The organism is Sphingomonas sp. PP-F2F-A104-K0414 (genome assembly GCF_004340945.1).
Lineage (GTDB): Bacteria > Pseudomonadota > Alphaproteobacteria > Sphingomonadales > Sphingomonadaceae > Sphingomonas.
This window is the reverse complement of the sequence record NZ_SLYD01000003.1, coordinates 303,848-320,635: the sequence shown is the minus strand read 5'-3', so window position 1 is coordinate 320,635 and position 16,788 is coordinate 303,848. Positions and strand designations below refer to the sequence as shown.

The window sequence follows — 16,788 nt, the reverse complement described above, 5'->3', positions numbered from 1 at the left end:
GAATGCGCGCCACCACCACCCGTCCCACACGCCGTCATCCTGACTTTCGTCAGGATGACGGGCTCTTTCGTCAGGATGACGGGGAAGGCTGGCGAGCGACCAAACGAAAGGCTAGGCAGCGGGCAACCACTCACTCCCGTTAGGATAAGACTATGCGCCCATCCGGCCGCGCCCCAGACCAGATGCGTGCGATCACGATCGAGCCGCGCTTCACCAAGCATGCCGAGGGCTCCGTCCTGATCGGCTTCGGCGACACCAAGGTGCTCGTCACCGCCAGCGTCGAGGAGAAGGTGCCGCCGTTCATGCGCGGCAAGGGCGAAGGCTGGGTGACCGCCGAATACGGCATGCTCCCGCGCGCCACCAACACGCGCAACAACCGCGAGGCCGCCAAGGGCAAGCAGTCGGGCCGCACGCAGGAAATCCAGCGGCTGATCGGTCGTTCGCTCCGCGCAGTCGTCGACCTGAAGCTGCTCGGCGAGCGCCAGATCGTGATCGATTGCGACGTGATCCAGGCCGATGGCGGCACGCGCACCGCATCGATCTCGGGCGGCTGGGTTGCACTCCGGCTCGCGATCGACGGTCTGCTCGCGAGCGGCAAGCTGACCGCCGACCCGCTGACGCAGAAGGTCGCGGCGATCAGCTGCGGGATCTACCAGGGCAATCCGGTGCTCGACCTCGACTATATCGAGGATTCGGGCGCGGATGCGGATGCGAACTTCGTCCTGCTCGAAAACGGCAACATCGCCGAGGCACAGGCGACCGCCGAGGGCGCGACCTATGACGAGGAGGCGCTGCTCCGCCTGCTGCGTCTCGCACGGATCGGCTGCACCGACATCTTCGCGGCACAGGCGAAAGCCGTCGCCAAGTGAGCGGCGAGGGGAAAGAGCCGCAGGCGATCCGCAAGCTCCAGCCGGGCAAACTGGTCATCGCCAGCCACAACAAAGGCAAGGTCCGCGAGATCGCCGCTCTGCTCGAAGGGCGTGGGCTAGAGGTCGTTTCGGCGGCCGAACTCGACCTGCCGGAACCCGTCGAAACGGGCACGACCTTCTTCGCGAACGCCGAACTGAAGGCACGATCGGCGGCGGACCTGTCGGGCTACCCCGCGCTCGCCGACGACAGCGGGTTGTGCGTCGATGCGCTGAACGGCGATCCGGGCGTCTACACGGCGGATTGGGCGGAGACCCCGAACGGTCGCGACTGGATGATGGCGATGCAGAAGGTCGAGGACGCGGTCGCTGCAAAGGGCCCCGACGTCACCCGCGGCGCGCACTTCGTCAGCGTGCTGGCGCTCGCGTGGCCCGATGGTCATGTCGAATGGTTCGAAGGTCGAGCCGAGGGTACGCTCGTCTGGCCACCGCGCGGCAATGTCGGGTTCGGCTACGATCCCGTGTTCGTGCCGCTCGGCTACGACCAGACCTATGCCGAACTCCCGCACGAGACGAAGAACGCGATCAGCCACCGCAACGAGGCGTTCAAGCTGCTGGAAGCCGCGGTGTTCTGAGAGGCCCGGCGGGGGAGCCCCCTCGCCGTCCCGTCATCCTGACGAAAGTCAGGACCCAGGGTAACGGGCGTTGCCCTTGATTTCCCTGGGTCCTGACTTTCGTCAGGATGACGGAGGGGTGTGGTTCAGACTGCAATCGCCTGCTTCACTGGCCAGTTCACCGCCGGCAAAGCCTCGAACGCCGGTTTCGCCAGCAGATACCCTTGGATGTACCGCACGCCCAATGCGCGCAGGGCGTCGTACTCGCCAAGCGTCTCGACCCCCTCGGCAATCACCGCAATCCCCAACCCCGCGCACATCCGCAGCATCCCCTCGACGATCATCCGCCGCGGCAGGCTCGTGTCGATGTCGCGGATCAGTTCCATGTCGAGCTTGATTATATCCGGCTGGAACCGCGCGAGCAGGTTGAGCCCCGCATGCCCCGCACCGAAATCGTCGAGCGCGGTGCCAAAACCCATTTTCTGATAGGTCGCGATGATGTTCGCGACATGCGCGGGATCGAGCATCTCCTCGTTCTCGGTGAACTCGAAGATCAGCCGATCGGTCGGCATCCCAACCGCGCCCGCGGTCTTGAGCGTCAACTGGATACAGGCCGCCGGCGAATAGACCGCGTTCGGCAGGAAATTGATCGACAGCCGTGCAGGCGTGTCGAGCAGCCCGGCCTTCACCGAGGCCTCGATAGCGCGCACCCGGCATTGCTGGTCGAACGCGTACAGGTTCTGCCCGTCGACCTGGCCTAGGACGCTCGCCGCCGACTGCCCCTCGGGCCCGCGCACCAGCGCCTCGTAGGCGAAGACCGTCTCCGTCTCGACATCGACGATCGGTTGGAACGCCATCGAGAAGGCGAACGACAGGCCAGCGCCATCACGACATCCGACGCAACCGATACGGGGAACATCGGGTTGGGGTAGTGGTTTCATTAAAGCAGGTTAGCCGAAACCACTTAATAAAATACCACCGCTCCAGAACTACCAGCTTGCTTCAGATCAATAAGCGCGCTCGCCGAACACGTTGCCGGGCGGGGAGTAACGGCACACCAGATAGTCGTCGGTCTTGTTGCTCGCCATCGCGCAGCCGACCTGGGTCGAGCCGCGCCAGACGATCTGCGTATAGTGCGCGACGTCCTCGAATTTGCCGGTGCGGCTGAATCCGGGCGTAGGCATGTTGATGAAATCACGCTTCTCGGCGACCCAGTGTCCCATCATCTCCGTGTACGCATAGGCGTAGCGCGTACCTGTCCACAAATTCTCGCCCTCGCGCGTCATGCCCTGCGGTTGCGGGGCGTGCGCGAATTTCCGCGTGCGCGCCATCTCCTCGGCATAGGCGCGGGCGGTGGTGGCCAGCGTGTCGCTCCAGGTCAGCGGCGCCACGCCGACGGCAGCGCGTGCGGCGTTGTGGCCGTCCATCATCGCGGTCTTGAGCAGGCTCGCCCCGCGCGATGCCGGCGCCATCGATTCGCGCGGTTCGACGACTCGCTCGGGTCCCTGCGCACAGCCTGCCAGCAACAACGCCCCGACGATCGCCAAACCCATCCGTGCCGTCATTGCGCTTCCTTCGACCGCTCCGTGCGACCATATGCGCGAGATAATGCCCGTCTTCGAAACACCAAGCCCCCGCTCTGATTCCCCGGGCGACCTCGCGCTCTACGTCCATTGGCCGTTCTGCGTGTCGAAATGCCCGTATTGCGACTTCAACAGCCATGTCCGCGAAGAGGTCGACCAGGCAGCCTGGCGGGATGCGCTGCTCACCGACCTCGCGCATGAAACGCGGGTGTTGCCGGGGCGCAAGTTGCAGTCGATCTTCTTCGGCGGTGGCACGCCCTCGCTGATGCCGCCCTCGACCGTGGCTGCCGTGCTGAATGCAGCGGAGAAGGCTTGGGGATTCGCTGACGGGATCGAGATCACCCTGGAGGCAAACCCATCTTCGGTCGAGGCAGCGCGATTTGCGGACCTGGCGCACGCTGGCGTGAACCGAGTGTCTCTCGGGCTACAATCACTCGATGACCAAGCGCTGAAATTCCTCGGCCGCGCGCATGACGTGAACGAGGGCCAAGCCGCGCTCGCTACCGCGCAGAGCGTATTCCCGCGCGTGAGTTTCGACCTGATCTACGCGCTCCCCGGCCAGCGGCTCGACGATTGGCGCGCTGAACTGGCGCGCGCGCTCAGCCTGGGGACGGAGCATCTCTCGCTGTACCAGCTGACGATCGAAGCCGGCACGCGGTTCGCCACCGAGGCTTTGGCGGGACGGATCGTGATCCCGGACGGCGACTCGGCGGCGGATCTGTTCGAGGCAACGCGTGCCGATACCGCAGCGGCCGGATTGCCCGCGTACGAGACGTCGAACCATGCGCGACTGGGAGCGGAGAGCCGCCACAATCTCGCATACTGGCGCTACCAGGATTATGCCGGGATCGGGCCGGGTGCGCATGGCCGGCGGGGCGGGCTGGCGACGGTGCGGCGCAAGAAGCCGGAGAACTGGCTGGCCGCGATCGAGCGCAATGGTCACGGCATGGAAATCGAGGATCCACTGACGCCATCGACGCGCGCTACCGAGGCTTTGCTGATGGGATTGCGGCTCGCGGAAGGCGTCGATCTCGACCGCATCACCGCGCTCAACGACAGCATCGTGCCGGTGGATATCGCCGCAGTGGCACGGCTCGAGGCTCTTGGTTTGATCGTGCATACCCCCGGTCGACTGCGCGTCACCGACGCGGGCGCGTTGCTGCTCGACGCGATCCTGCCCGAGATCGTCACCGCCTGACCCGTCGCCCTCAAACCTGACCCGTCACCTTCGAACCTGCCTCGTCGGCGTCCGAGACGCGGTCACGTTCAGATTGGCGCAAGCGGGGATTTGCTCTAAGTGGCGGCAGCCCGGTTGCGCCGGGCCTCTTGCGAGTGGGAATTTGATGCGCTTTTTCGTCGGAATGTTCGCGTTGCTCGGGTGCCTGGTCACGGTGCCGGTCGCGGCGCAGAAGAAGGAAGTCGTGGCGCCTGCCGTTCGCGCGACGCCGCCGCTGACCACGGATACGCAGAATCTGCTGCTGCTCGACCTGTCGACAGGTGGGCGCGTGACGATCTGGCTGCGGCCCGATGTCGCGCCGCTGATGGTCGAGCGGATCAAGACGCTGACCCGCCAGCATTTCTATGACGGCCTCGCGTTTCACCGCGTGATCGACGGCTTCATGGCGCAGGGCGGCGATCCCAAGGGCGACGGCACCGGTGGCTCGACGCTCCCCGATCTCAAGGCCGAGTTCAACTACCTGCCGCATGTCCGCGGCGCAGTGTCGGCGGCACGGTCGGACAAGGAGGACAGTGCGAACAGCCAGTTCTTCATCGTCTTCCAGCCGCGCCTGAGCCTCGACAAGAAGTACACCGTGTTCGGTCGCGTGATCGACGGGATGCAGTATGTCGACGCTATCCAGCGCGGCGAGCCGCCGGCGAACCCGTCGCGGATCGTCCATGCGTATATCGCGGCGGACAATCCCCCGGCGTATGTCGCTGGCCCGCCCGCCCCTGCGCTGGGTGCGCCGGTGACGTTGCCGGGAACGGCGTCTGGTCCGAACGCGGCAGCGCCCAAGCTCGCGCCAGCTGCTCGCAAGGCGCCCACTGCCAAGCCTGCGGCCAAGAAGGCCCCCGCCAAGAAGTGAGACTCCGTTGAACGTCGACCTTTTCGACTTCGACCTGCCGACCGACAACATCGCGCTACGCCCCGCGGCGCCGCGCGATGCTGCGCGGATGCTGGTGCTCGAAGGTGATCGCACGCTGGATGCGGGCGTGTCCGACCTGCCGTCGCTGTTGCGGCGCGGCGACATGCTCGTGTTCAACGATACGCGCGTGATCCCGGCGCAGTTGGACGGGCGGCGCGGCGACGCGAAGATCGGCGCGACCTTGCACAAGCGCGAGGGGCCGCGGCGATGGCGCGCGTTCATCCGCAACGCGCGGCGGCTGCGTGACGGCGACGTGATCGACTTTGGCAACGACGTCAGCGCGGCGGCGGTCGATCGCGAGGACGATGGCAGCTACGCGCTGGTGTTCGCGGGTGACGAGCCGGTCGAGCTGTTGCTGGAACGCGCGGGCCATATGCCCCTGCCCCCGTATATCGCCGGCAAACGCCCGACCGACGAACGCGATGCGGACGATTACCAGACGATGTTCGCGTCCGAGCCGGGGGCGGTCGCCGCGCCCACGGCGGCGCTGCATTTCACACCGAAGCTGATGGCGGCGCTTGAGGCGGCGGGAATCGAGCATGCGACGCTGACGCTGCATGTCGGTGCGGGAACGTTCCTGCCGGTCAAGGCGACCGACACGACTGAGCACAAGATGCACGCGGAATGGGGTCGGATCGATGCCGCGACCGCCGATCGGCTCAACGCGGTTCGCGCGAACGGTGGTCGTGTGATCGCGGTCGGGACGACGTCGCTGCGGCTGATCGAGAGCGCGACCGGCGAGGACGACGTGATCCGGCCGTTCGACGGCGACACCGCGATCTTCATCACGCCGGGCTATCGGTTCCGCGGCATCGATGGCTTGATGACCAATTTCCATTTGCCGCGCTCGACGTTGTTCATGCTGGTGTCGGCACTGATGGGTCGCGAGCGGATGCAGGCGGCGTATGCGCATGCGATCGCTGAAAAGTATCGCTTCTACAGCTATGGCGACGCCTCGCTTCTGCTGCCATGACGGGCGGCATGCTGCTTGCTTTCGCCCTGCTCCAGGCCATCGTCGCCGCACCGCCGCCCGCCGGCACGCCGCAGCCGCCCGCGACGATCTTCGCCGAGCCTGCCGCGCTGTTCATCGCCGCGTGCGACGCGAATGGCGATGGCCGCGTGACGCAGGCCGAGCTGACCGCGTGCGTCGCGCGCAGCTACGCCACTGCCGAGGGCGCTTCGACCGGCTCTATTGGGTACATCGCCTACGCGGATTGGGCACAAGCTTGGCTAGGCGATCGCAACGCGTTACCGAGCCCGTTCGAAATCGATCGCGACGGCGATAACCGAATCACGCTCGCCGAACTCCAGGCGCGGTTCGCGCAGTTCTTCACGCGGTTCGACCGCGACAAGGACGGCGTGCTGACTCGCGCCGAACTCATCATCATCCGCGGCGCGCCGGTCGGCGATCGCTACGGCATCCGCAAGAAAAAGTAATATGACCACCCGTCCCCGCTTCGACTTCACCATTGCCGCCACAGACGGCAAGGCGCGCACCGGCGTCATCGCGATGCAGCGCGGCGACATCCGCACGCCGGCGTTCATGCCGGTCGGCACCGCCGCGACCGTCAAGGGAATGAAGCCCGCCGACGTGGTCGGTGCAGGCGCGGACATCATCCTCGGCAACACCTATCATCTGATGCTGCGGCCGGGTGCGGAGCGGGTTGCGCAGCTGGGTGGGCTGCACGCGTTCTCGGGATGGTCGAAACCGATCCTGACCGATTCCGGCGGCTATCAGGTTATGAGCCTTGCCGACCTGACCAAGCGCTCCGAGGAGGGCGTGTCGTTCAAGTCGCATCTCGACGGCACGCGGCATTTGCTCAGCCCCGAGCGGTCGATCGAGATCCAGCGGCTGCTCGGCTCGAACATCGTCATGGCGTTCGACGAACTCGTGCCGACGACCTCAACGCGAGAGGTGCAGGCGGCGGCGATGGAGCGATCGATGCGCTGGGCGAAGCGGTCGCGCGCGGCGTTCGATAGCGGCGAAGCGCATGCCGAGAACAACGCGATCTTCGGGATCCAACAGGGTGCGCTGAACGAAGGCTTTCGGAAGTCGTCGGCGGATGCGCTGATCGATATCGGCTTCGACGGCTATGCGGTCGGCGGGCTGGCGGTCGGCGAAGGCCAGGAGGCGATGTTCGGGTGCCTCGACTTCGCGCCGGACCAGTTGCCGGTGGACAAACCGCGCTACCTGATGGGCGTCGGCAAGCCCGACGACATCGTCGGTGCGGTCGAGCGCGGGATCGACATGTTCGACTGCGTGATGCCGACTAGGTCCGGGCGGACCGGCCAGGCGTTCACGCGGACCGGGCCGATCAACATCCGCAATGCGAAGTTCGCCGAGGACATGGGGCCGCTCGACCCCGCCTGCCCCTGCCCGGTCTGCGCGACCTGGGGTCGGGCGTATCTGCATCACCTCGTCCGGTCGGGCGAAATGCTTGGCGCAATGCTCATGACGGAGCATAACATCTGGTTCTACGAAACGCTGATGGCGGATCTGCGGGCGGCGATCGCCTCGGGCGCGCTGACGCAGTTCGCGAATGATTTCCGTGGCGTGTATGCCCGGAAGAGTGAAGGAGAGCCCAAGTGACCATCAAGATCGACAGCGACACCCCGAACGAGATCCTCGCCGCCGCGAAGGAGGCGAAGCTGCAGGCCGAGGCCGCGGCGCACAACGCCGCGGAGAAGGCCAAGAGCTGGCCGCTCGCGAAGATCGGTCTGGGCGTCGGCATCGGCTCGGCGGCGATCGCGGGCGCCGTATTGTTCGCGAACCGCAACAAGTAAGGATCCAGATGCGCCTCCTCCGCTCCGCGCTGCTGCTGACCGCAGCATGTTTCTCCGTAGCGGCGGTGGCGCAGACCGCTCCCACCCAGGTTTCGGTCAAGCCGATCGCCTATACCGAGCGCACGCTGCCGAATGGCCTGCGTGTCTATGCTATCCGCGATACCGGCACGCCGAACGTATCGGTGCAGGTCTGGTACGACGTCGGCTCGAAGGACGACCCCAAGGGCAAGTCCGGCTTTGCGCACATGTTCGAACATCTGATGTTCAAGTCGACGCGCAACCTCGTGTCGGAGCAGATGGACCGACTGACCGAGGATGTCGGCGGCTACAACAACGCGTCGACCAACGACGACTACACCAATTACTATGAGGTGATCCCCGCCAACCACCTCCAGCGGCTGCTGTTCGCGGAAGCCGACCGGATGGCGAGCCTCGTCGTCGAGCCGAAGAGCTTCGGCTCGGAGCGCGACGTGGTGAAGGAGGAACTGCGCCAGCGGACACTCGCACAGCCTTACGGCAAGCTGTTCTCGATCTACTATCCCGAGCTCGCCTATCAGGTTCATCCCTACGCACGGCCGGGGATCGGCAGCCTCGAGAATTTGGAAGCGGCCGGGATCGACGACGTCCGCGCGTTCCATGCGACCTATTACCGACCCGACAATGCGATCCTCGTCGTGTCCGGCAATTTCGATCCGGCGCAGCTCAACGGCTGGGTCGACCAGTATTTCGCGCGCATCAAGAAGCCGACCGCAGCGATCCCGCGCGTGACGGTAGCGGAGCCCGCGCGGACCAAGGCCGTCACGCGGACGGTGTACGAACCGAACACGCCGTTGCCCGCGGTGCTGGTCAGCTATCACCTGCCGCCGGATCGCGACGCCGACATTCCCGCGCTGATGGTGCTGAAGGCCGTGCTGGCGACGGGCGAGAGTTCGCGGCTGTACGAGAGCGTCGTGTACCGTGACCAGCTCGCGCAGTCGGCCGAGGCGTTCCTCGATACCAAGCAGGCGACCGGCAACATGGTCGTCTACGCCATCCTTGCGGGCGGCAAGACGGTCGAGGCGGGCGAAACCGCGTTGAAGCGCGAGATCGCGCGGTTCCGCGATACGCCGGTGACCGCCGCCGAACTGGCCGAGGCCAAGAATGAGATTCTGACCCAGTCGATCCAGTCGCGCGAGACCGCCGAGGGTAAGGCGAGCACGCTGGCGTCCGCGGTGCTGGTCGACGGTGATCCGCAAGCTGCGGACAAGCAACTTGCGGCGATTGCACGGGTAACGGCGGCGGATATCCAGCGCGTGGCGCGGAAATATCTGGGCGAGAGCCAGTCGGCGACGATCCGGTACATGCCGCTTGCCGCCAAGCCTGCGGCCGGCGTTACCGATACGATCGCGATAGCGCCGACCGTGCAGGTTGCCGACCTGAAGGCGCCTGCGAATATCGAGATCGTGACGCCTGCGTCCGAAGGCCAGCGCGTCCGGCCGCCAGCACCTAGCGCACCGGTATCGCCGACGATCCCGCAGCCGGTGGAGACGCGGCTTAGGAACGGCATGCGGCTGGTGACGGTCGAGCGACACGACCTGCCGATCGTTACCGCCTATCTGGTGACCGCGGGCGGCGCGGCGACCGATCCGGCGAACCGCGCAGGGGTCAGCAGTCTGTCGGCGGAGTTGCTCACCAAGGGCACGAAGACGCGCTCGGCTACGCAGATCGCGCGGGCGGTCGAGGGGCTTGGCGGCTCAATCGGCAGTTCGGCTGGCAGCGATGGCGCAGCGGTCGACGTGACGGTGAAGTCGGACCAGCTCGCACCGGCGATGGCGATCCTCGCGGATGTCGCGATCAACCCGGCGTTTGCGTCCGAGGAGATCGAGCGTGCGCGGACGCAACAGATCGACGCAGTGACACTGGCGTTGAAGGACCCGGCGCAGGTCGCGGGGCTCGTCGCGGATCGGGCCGTCCTCGGCGCGTCGCCTTATGGCGCACCGAACGGAGGCACACCGTTGTCGCTCAAGGCGATCACGCGAAATGACATCACTGCGGCGTATGCACGGAGTTTCCAGCCGGGTCAGGCGACGCTGATCATGGTCGGCGACGTCACCGCGGCGCAGGCGAAGACGCTTGCCGAGGCACAGTTCGGCGGGTGGACGTCGGGCAGCGTCGTGGCGGCCGCGGCGCCCCAGGTCACCTACCCGAAGCCTCGCGTGATCGTCGTCGACATGCCCGAAGCGGGTCAGGCGGGCGTCGTGGTGGCGCGGCCGGCAATCGCGCGGAACGATCCGCGCTATTATCCTCTGGCGGTCGGCAACACGGTGCTTGGCGGGGGCTTCTCGTCGCGGTTGAACCAGGAAATCCGGATCAAGCGCGGGCTGGCCTATGGCGCGGGCAGCGGGCTCGATGCGGGCAAGACGCAGGGCACCGTCGCGGCGCGGACGCAGACCAAGAACCCGACCGCCGCCGAGGTGGTGACGCTGATCGCCGCCGAGATGACGCGAATGGGGTCCGCCCCCGTCCCTGCCGCTGAACTCGACACGCGCAAGGCGGTGCTGGTCGGCAATTTCGGGCGTGGAATCGAGACGACGTCGGGGGTTGCCGGGATCCTCGGGGCGTATGTCCAGAACGGCGTGCCGCTGGGCGAACTGCAACGCTATACCGGTGCGGTCGGTGCGGTCGATCCGGCGTCGGTGCAGGCCGCTGCGGTCGCGTTGCTCGACCCGAAAGCGGCCAGCATCGTCGTGGTCGGCGACGCCAAGCAGTTCATCGAACCCTTGCGCAAGGCCTATCCGAACGTCGAGGTGATCCCCGAAGCTGCCTTGAAACTCGATACCGCAAACTTGCGCTGACGATCTCCGCCTGAACGCACCGCCTCGTGTAGCATCCCGCTGCCGATTGGGACGATCGTCCCGCGGTGGGACGGACTGAATCGGTGCGCGATCCTGCGCGCGATATCGGCTACACGGAATCTTCATGCTCGTCGGGGCATTTCCCCCGTGAGCAGATTTCGAGGTAGCACGGTGCGCGTTCGGGTGCAGACGGTTCGGGCGATGCATCGCATCTGGTTGGCGATGGTCGCCACGGTGCTGGTGATCGGCGCCGGCATGTCTGCGCACGCCGCGCTGCGCGGGATCTCTGCCCGGAATGCCGCGCGGGACCGGGCGATGGTCGCCACGGCGACGCCCGTATCGGTCTCGGCCCCCTCCCCCGATCAGGAAATCGCGGCACCTGCGAGCGGTGTCACCGGCACGATCGACCTGCCCGCCTTGCCGATTCCAGCCGGGGCGGCGCTCGATGCCGGCGTGGTCCCGGCGCGGCCCTTCTCGATGGCGGGCGCGTCGGCGATCGACCGCGACCGCGCGATCCAGTGCCTGACCGCCGCAATCTACTACGAAGCCGCCTCCGAACCCGATTCAGGGCAGCAGGCGGTGGCGCAGGTCATCCTCAACCGCGCGCGCCATCCTGCCTTTCCAGGGACGGTATGCGGCGTGGTGTACCAAGGCTCCGAGCATGCCGGCTGCCAGTTCAGCTTCGCCTGCGACGGGGCGATGGCGCGTATCCCGGCGCGGGCGGCGTGGCTGCGCGCGGCGCGGGCGGCGGGCATGGCGCTCGCGGGCTATGTCTACGCGCCGGTCGGGCTCGCAACGCATTACCATACCTATGCGGTGACGCCGGCATGGAACCGCAGCATGGTGATGACCGACGTGGTCGGCGCGCATTTCTTCCATCGCTGGAAGGGGTATTGGGGCACCTCGGCGGCGTTCACCCAACGCTATGCAGGGGGCGAACCGCTGCCGGGACCGCACATGATGGTGCAGCCGATCACTCCCTCGACGCCGACGCCGCAAATGATCGCCGCGGCAACGGCGGCGGCGGTTACGGTCTCTGCACCGTCTGCACCGGTGGTGGTTGCCGACGCCAAGCCCGCTTACGCCAAGACGACTGCCGCCGTTGCCGCTGACATGCTGCCACCTGAATCGCAAATCCTCGACCGGTGGAAAGACTCCGGTAAGCCGCTGAAATAGCGGCGGCGTCGATCTTCACCTGACTAGGGCGTTCTGAACGCCCCCCAACCTTGCTGCCGAACTTCGCTGCGGGCGCTCCTCCCCCTGTTGAGATAGGGAGAATGCTCGTTCAGCTTCCGGTGGTCACCGCAGTGCCGCTCAGTCTGACAGAAGATTGGTTCGCGCGGAGGCGCAGAGGACGCTGAGGTGGTTCGCTCGGGGTGATGGAGCTGGCGTTACCAGAGTTTGGGGAACCTCCGGTTCGGCTGGAACCTCCGCGCTCTCTGCGCCTCTGCGCCTCTGCGCGAACCCATTTTTGGCTTTTTACTTCCGAGCTACCAAAGCAAAACCCGAGCGCATCGCTGCACCCGGGTTCAATTTACCTCAACCGAGATCCGTACGCACTTATTCAGCGGGGACCATCGACGGGGTGCCGATCATCATGCGCTCGCCACCGGGAGGGGCAGCTTCGCGAGCGGCGCGGAGGATTTGGGTGCGTTCGGCGCGTGAGGCCATGTCGTCCCAAGCCTTTTCGGCGCGACGGCAGCGATCGCGGACGTTGTCGAGGAGGGCGGCATCGCCGTTGCGACGCTCTTCATCAGCGCGGGCCCGGTAAAATTCTGGATTATCGGCCATGCTGGTGCGCTCCTGCGGGAAATTTCAAAGGGGTGATACGGCGACCGTTATGGCCGCCGCATCGCAACCGAGATCAGGTTGGCGGACCGTAATCCGCCAGCGAGATCAATCGGCTGGCTGGAGGTTCACGGCCGACTGCTTGCCACGCTTGTCGGGCTCGAGCTCGTAGGTGACGCGCTGGTTCTGGTTCAGCGTCGGCATGCCGGCGCGCTCAACCGCGGTGATGTGCACGAATGCATCGTTGCCGCCGCCATCCGGCGCGATGAAGCCATAGCCCTTGTCGGCGTTAAAAAACTTGACGGTTCCGGTGATAGCCATGAAGTGGCTCCTTCTTAGTAGAGAGTAACCCGACGTTCGGGCGACCCGTGCCGCGGAGCAGGGAAAGAAGGAGAAAGGTGCCGCAAAGCGCCAAGAACCGTCGATATGCGACTGTAGCTGATCGCTATATGGGCCAAGACCGCCTGAATTGCAAATCTTGCCGGTAAAATGGGTCAAGAACTGCGTCGATTATCGCAGATAATATTTTCGTGCGCGCCGCCATCAACGGCGAGAATTTAGCACGACCGGCGCCGATATTTCGGCGCCGGTCGAGGAATTTAACGGCAACGCGTGTCGTTGCTGGAGCGATCCACCGCACGGCCGGCAAGCGCGCCGCCGGCTGCACCGAGCACGGTACCGAGCAGGCCCGAGCCGCCGGGAGCGATGACGTTACCGAGCACGCCGCCCGCGACTCCGCCGACGATCAGGCCGGTGGTGCCGTCGTTGCGGCGGCAATAATAGCGGCCGTCATTGCCGCGATAGACGCGGTCGTTGCGCGACAGGCGGCGCTCGCGATACCGTGCATCGTCACGGTAATAGCGACCGGCATCGTAGCCGCCGTACGCGGGGTCGACGCGGTTATAGTCGTAGGAGCGATAGCGCGGGTCGACGCCGTAGCGGCTGCCTCCGTCGCCGACGCAGCCGGCAACCAGGGTAGAGGCGGCCAGCAGGCCCAGCATCGCAACGCGCATTTCGTGTCCTTTCAGTGGGTTGATACTGAAGGCGTAATGATCGGCGCCGGGGTTTGGTTGCCGGCGCCGATTGCGGCTCAATCCTTGAGATTGGCCGGCACGGTGCCGCCGTTCTTTGCCAGCTCGCGCATCACGGCCTTGATCAGCCACATGTTCATCTCGGCGCTGCCGTCCTTCGCACCGGTATAGCCGAGCTCGGTGGCGAGCTCCTTGCGGTTGTCGAGGCTCGAATCGAGATCGAGCAGCTTCATCAGGTCGACGATCGAGGTGCGCCAGTTGAGGTCCGAACCCTTCTTCGATGCGATGCCCGAGAGGACGGCCTCGACGTCGACAGCCTGGGCCGGCGCTGCGGGCGCGGCCTGCGGAGTCGGGGCGGCGGGCGTTGGCGTCGGCGCGGGCTGTGCGGCAGTGGTCTGCGGCGCAGGCGCTGGTGCGGGCGCGTCGGCCTTGGGCGTACCGAAATGGCCGCTGCCGAGCGGGCCCTTCTCACCGAAGATTGCGGACTTGATCTTGCTGAAGATGCTCATGGGGGTCCCTGTCGTATAAGAGTCTGACGGCGGGAGAACGCCCGATCGGGGATTTGGGTGCAGGCGCCGCGACCGGGGGCGACGGAACGTCCGGGCGCTGCGACTGGACGGGATCGAGACCCGCGCACGCGCCGGGCGCCGGTGCGACCGGTTCGTCGCAGCCGAGAGGATCGAAGCTAGCCGCCAACGTGGTGATGCGATCCGCATCGGTGGCGCCGGCCGCCTCGGCGCCCGCTTCGTCGACGAGACCGCCGCCGATCGCATAGGCGACGAACCATGTATCGCGGTCGACGCCCTCGGTGATCGTCCGCTCGGCGATCTCGCGGTCGCGTGGCGCGTCGAGGATGATCGCCTCTTCGTCCAAACACTCGCGGCTGTACGTGTCTTCGCCGAACAGGCCGTCTTCGGTGTTGAAATACGGATCCGGCGGCGGAAAACAGGTTCGCCAGCCCTGCGAAATCGAGTCGAACCAGACCGGATGAACGCCGTCGCGACCATCCTGGTCAAAGTGAAGTACAGGAAGTGCAGACGCTGGCGCGTTTTCGACAGCGGGCTTCAGGTCCGGATCGAGCACCGGATCGGGTGCCGGTTCGGGCGCGGGTTCCGGCGCCAGTTGCAGCAGTCCGGCGGCTTCGGCGCGCGACCATTGCGCGGCGGTCCAGCCGGCGCGGGCGGCGGGATCGAGATCGCTGACGTCGATCCCGGAGGCGACGCCGGCGGCGCTGCGCAGCCAGCGGTCGGCGCGGGCGAGCGCGAGGATCGGCGCCATTGCCGCTTCGGCTGCGCTCGGGGCTGATCCCGTTCCTGGCCCCGCCCCCGCCCCCGCCTGTATGGCGTCGGCGTCGAGACGTTCGCCGAGGAACAGGCCGGCGCGGGCGGGGCCGGCGTCGCGCCCGATGATGTCGAGGAAGGCGTCGAACTCGGCGGCGACCATGCGAGTGGCGGCGTTGGCGGTCTCGGTGGCGTCGGCCCATTCGCAGTATCGCTGCGAGCAGCGAGGGGACGATCGAGGCGGTTGAGCAAGGACATGGCGAGGCGGTTGTCGTAGCGGTGGCGCTCGATCACTTCGCCGTCGGGCCTGGTGACGCGCTCGGTCTGGCCGGCGATCGCGCGGAGGAACAGCGTTTCGGCGACGATCGGCCGCGCGACGAGCTTGGCGGCGTCCCAGCCGAGCGCGAACGCAGCGCCCGTCGCGCGGCGACGCAGCGTGTAGGCGGCACCGGGCGAGAGGCCGACGCTGGCGCTGGCTTCGTCGACGGTGGCGCCCTCGGCGATGCGTTCGAGGAAGCCGCGCTGGCGATCCGGGGTCCAGCCGTCGCTGCGCTGGGTGTAGCGGGTCGGGGTTGCCGGGATGTAGGCGCGCGGGGCGTTCTCGGCTTGCGTGGCGGGATCGGCTTGCGGGGGTACGGGGTGATCGGGGGCGGTTTGCGAGGGGGCTTCGGGTTCGCCGGGTTGCTCGGTGGCTTGGTCGAGGCCGTGGTCCTGGAGAGCGGCGGTCACTTGCGCATGGTCCGGGCGAGCGCGATCCAGCGGTCGCGGTTGGCGGCGATCTCGGGCGATACGGGGATGCGGGCGCCGATCCGGCCGGCGTCGACATGCGCTTGCCAAGCCATGACGTGGCGGTCCGCGTCGGGGAGATGGTCGGGGATCGGGGGTTCGTACCGGGGCCGGGGTGCGGGCGTGGCGCGCGTTGCGATGTAGCATGGGGGCGGGTCGGCCGGGGTGGGTGCGTTCGCCATGATCGATCCTCGTTGCGGAGAGGACCGATCAGGTATGCCGGATCGGGGTGTGTAGGACAGCGGTTTCGGGGGTTGGGTGCAGGATGGCTCGGTGCCTGGACTGCGATCTGTTCCCCCGCGCACGCGGGGGCCCAGGAGCCACGATCGCTGCCCTGCTTGATCCTGGGCTCCTGCCTTCGCAGGAGAACGAGGATGGGGGTTACGCCCTCCCCGTCATGCCGGACCCTTCAGCCTTGCTCAGGAGAGCCTAGTTCCACCGTTCCGCACGTCGCCCCTATCGAGTTCGGGGAACCGTGGACCCCGGAACCAGTCCGGGGTGACGGCGCGAGGGTTGGCGTCAGAACCGACGTAGGCCGTCGGGCCATTCCGATCCTCCCCCGCCAGGGGGAGGTGGCACCGCAGGTGACGGAGGGGGAGGACACGCAACGAAGGTGATCGCCCCCTCCCCCTCCGTCTGGCAAGCGCCAGCCACCTCCCCCTAGCGGGGGAGGATCAGGAAGGCGTCTCAGCCGAGCGTCGAACCGCGATCCGCGGCGAATGACGGGGCCGGGCCGGTGGCGGGGCGGAGCGACTCGCGCTCGGCCTTGGTGGGGACCGCGGTGGGATCGGGGCGGAAGGCGTCCGGCGCGCGATCGGTCGCACCCGGGCGGGGCTTGTCGAGCGCGAGATCGGGCGCGGCATGCTCTGCGGGGTTGGCCTTCGAGCGCAGGAACACCGCCAGCAACGCACCCCCGAGACCGATCGCCGCGGCCCCGATCGACAGCGCGTTGATGCCGAACGTCTTGGCGTTTGGCTTGGGGCTGGGGGCTGGCTTCTGCGGGTGAGGCTTGGTCATGGGAATGTCCTTTGATGCAGCCTCGGAAACGGACGGTCGGTGGCAGGGGTTCCGCCGGGCA

19 protein-coding genes are annotated in these 16,788 nt (G+C 66.8%); 11 read left to right on the top strand and 8 right to left on the bottom strand.

The window, feature by feature from the left end:
* The first annotated feature begins 152 nt into the window (after positions 1–152).
* Positions 153–869 carry a ribonuclease PH gene (gene rph, locus C8J46_RS08645; protein WP_056055360.1) on the top strand — a complete coding sequence of 239 codons (717 nt, stop codon included), beginning with the start codon at positions 153–155 and terminating at the stop codon, positions 867–869.
* Positions 866–1,501 carry an RdgB/HAM1 family non-canonical purine NTP pyrophosphatase gene (gene rdgB, locus C8J46_RS08640; protein WP_132737577.1) on the top strand — a complete coding sequence of 212 codons (636 nt, stop codon included), beginning with the start codon at positions 866–868 and terminating at the stop codon, positions 1,499–1,501. The genes rph and rdgB overlap by 4 nt, the downstream gene beginning before the upstream one ends.
* Positions 1,502–1,626: 125 nt before the next feature.
* Here the strand turns inward: rdgB and C8J46_RS08635 are convergent, their stop codons facing one another.
* Both C8J46_RS08635 and C8J46_RS08630 read right to left on the bottom strand, forming a co-directional pair.
* Positions 1,627–2,337: an EAL domain-containing protein gene (locus C8J46_RS08635; RefSeq protein WP_132738242.1), complete on the bottom strand. Its 711-nt coding sequence runs from the start codon at positions 2,335–2,337 to the stop codon at positions 1,627–1,629.
* A 150-nt stretch (positions 2,338–2,487) separates the two neighbouring features.
* Entirely contained in the window at positions 2,488–3,045 is a 558-nt protein-coding gene (locus C8J46_RS08630) for a CAP domain-containing protein (protein WP_132737574.1), read from the bottom strand.
* 43 nt (positions 3,046–3,088) lie between these two features.
* On the opposite strand from C8J46_RS08630, the gene hemW reads away from it, so the two are divergent.
* From hemW to C8J46_RS08590, 8 genes are all read left to right on the top strand, one after another.
* The gene (hemW, locus tag C8J46_RS08625) at positions 3,089–4,261 is read left to right on the top strand and encodes a radical SAM family heme chaperone HemW (protein ID WP_132737572.1); all 1,173 of its coding nucleotides are present in this window, start codon (positions 3,089–3,091) and stop codon (positions 4,259–4,261) included.
* A gap of 145 nt (positions 4,262–4,406) precedes the next feature.
* Positions 4,407–5,147, top strand: coding sequence for a peptidylprolyl isomerase (locus C8J46_RS08620; protein WP_132737569.1), 741 nt, complete (start codon positions 4,407–4,409; stop codon positions 5,145–5,147).
* A gap of 7 nt (positions 5,148–5,154) precedes the next feature.
* The gene (gene queA / locus C8J46_RS08615; RefSeq protein WP_132737566.1) at positions 5,155–6,180 is read left to right on the top strand and encodes a tRNA preQ1(34) S-adenosylmethionine ribosyltransferase-isomerase QueA; all 1,026 of its coding nucleotides are present in this window, start codon (positions 5,155–5,157) and stop codon (positions 6,178–6,180) included.
* A gap of 8 nt (positions 6,181–6,188) precedes the next feature.
* On the top strand, positions 6,189–6,644 hold the full coding sequence (locus C8J46_RS08610) for an EF-hand domain-containing protein (RefSeq protein WP_243643286.1): 456 nt from the start codon (positions 6,189–6,191) through the stop codon (positions 6,642–6,644).
* Position 6,645: 1 nt separating this feature from the next.
* Positions 6,646–7,797: a tRNA guanosine(34) transglycosylase Tgt gene (tgt, locus tag C8J46_RS08605; RefSeq protein WP_132737561.1), complete on the top strand. Its 1,152-nt coding sequence runs from the start codon at positions 6,646–6,648 to the stop codon at positions 7,795–7,797.
* A complete protein-coding gene (locus C8J46_RS08600) occupies positions 7,794–7,991 on the top strand; it encodes a hypothetical protein (RefSeq protein WP_197978314.1) in 198 nt (65 codons plus the stop codon). Before tgt ends, C8J46_RS08600 begins: the two co-directional genes overlap by 4 nt.
* A gap of 8 nt (positions 7,992–7,999) precedes the next feature.
* Positions 8,000–10,825: a pitrilysin family protein gene (locus C8J46_RS08595; RefSeq protein ID WP_132737558.1), complete on the top strand. Its 2,826-nt coding sequence runs from the start codon at positions 8,000–8,002 to the stop codon at positions 10,823–10,825.
* Between the two features lie 201 nt (positions 10,826–11,026).
* A complete protein-coding gene (locus tag C8J46_RS08590; protein ID WP_132737555.1) occupies positions 11,027–12,001 on the top strand; it encodes a cell wall hydrolase in 975 nt (324 codons plus the stop codon).
* 384 nt (positions 12,002–12,385) lie between these two features.
* Here the strand turns inward: C8J46_RS08590 and C8J46_RS08585 are convergent, their stop codons facing one another.
* From C8J46_RS08585 to C8J46_RS08565, 5 genes are all read right to left on the bottom strand, one after another.
* Entirely contained in the window at positions 12,386–12,616 is a 231-nt protein-coding gene (locus tag C8J46_RS08585; protein WP_056060610.1) for a hypothetical protein, read from the bottom strand.
* Between the two features lie 105 nt (positions 12,617–12,721).
* Entirely contained in the window at positions 12,722–12,934 is a 213-nt protein-coding gene (locus C8J46_RS08580) for a cold-shock protein (protein ID WP_031394996.1), read from the bottom strand.
* A 278-nt stretch (positions 12,935–13,212) separates the two neighbouring features.
* Complete coding sequence (locus C8J46_RS08575; RefSeq protein WP_207894139.1) at positions 13,213–13,626, bottom strand: glycine zipper 2TM domain-containing protein; 414 nt, start codon at positions 13,624–13,626, stop codon at positions 13,213–13,215.
* A 77-nt stretch (positions 13,627–13,703) separates the two neighbouring features.
* On the bottom strand, positions 13,704–14,153 hold the full coding sequence (locus tag C8J46_RS08570) for a DUF3597 domain-containing protein (RefSeq protein ID WP_132737553.1): 450 nt from the start codon (positions 14,151–14,153) through the stop codon (positions 13,704–13,706).
* Entirely contained in the window at positions 14,113–15,087 is a 975-nt protein-coding gene (locus C8J46_RS08565; protein WP_132737550.1) for a hypothetical protein, read from the bottom strand. The genes C8J46_RS08570 and C8J46_RS08565 overlap by 41 nt, the downstream gene beginning before the upstream one ends.
* 116 nt (positions 15,088–15,203) lie before the next feature.
* On the opposite strand from C8J46_RS08565, the gene C8J46_RS08560 reads away from it, so the two are divergent.
* Positions 15,204–15,854 (top strand): hypothetical protein, encoded by a 651-nt coding sequence (locus C8J46_RS08560; protein ID WP_132737548.1) that lies wholly within the window; start codon positions 15,204–15,206, stop codon positions 15,852–15,854.
* Positions 15,855–16,397: 543 nt separating this feature from the next.
* On the opposite strand, the gene C8J46_RS08555 is transcribed toward C8J46_RS08560, so the two are convergent.
* A complete protein-coding gene (locus tag C8J46_RS08555) occupies positions 16,398–16,727 on the bottom strand; it encodes a hypothetical protein (protein ID WP_132737545.1) in 330 nt (109 codons plus the stop codon).
* Positions 16,728–16,788: the final 61 nt, after the last annotated feature.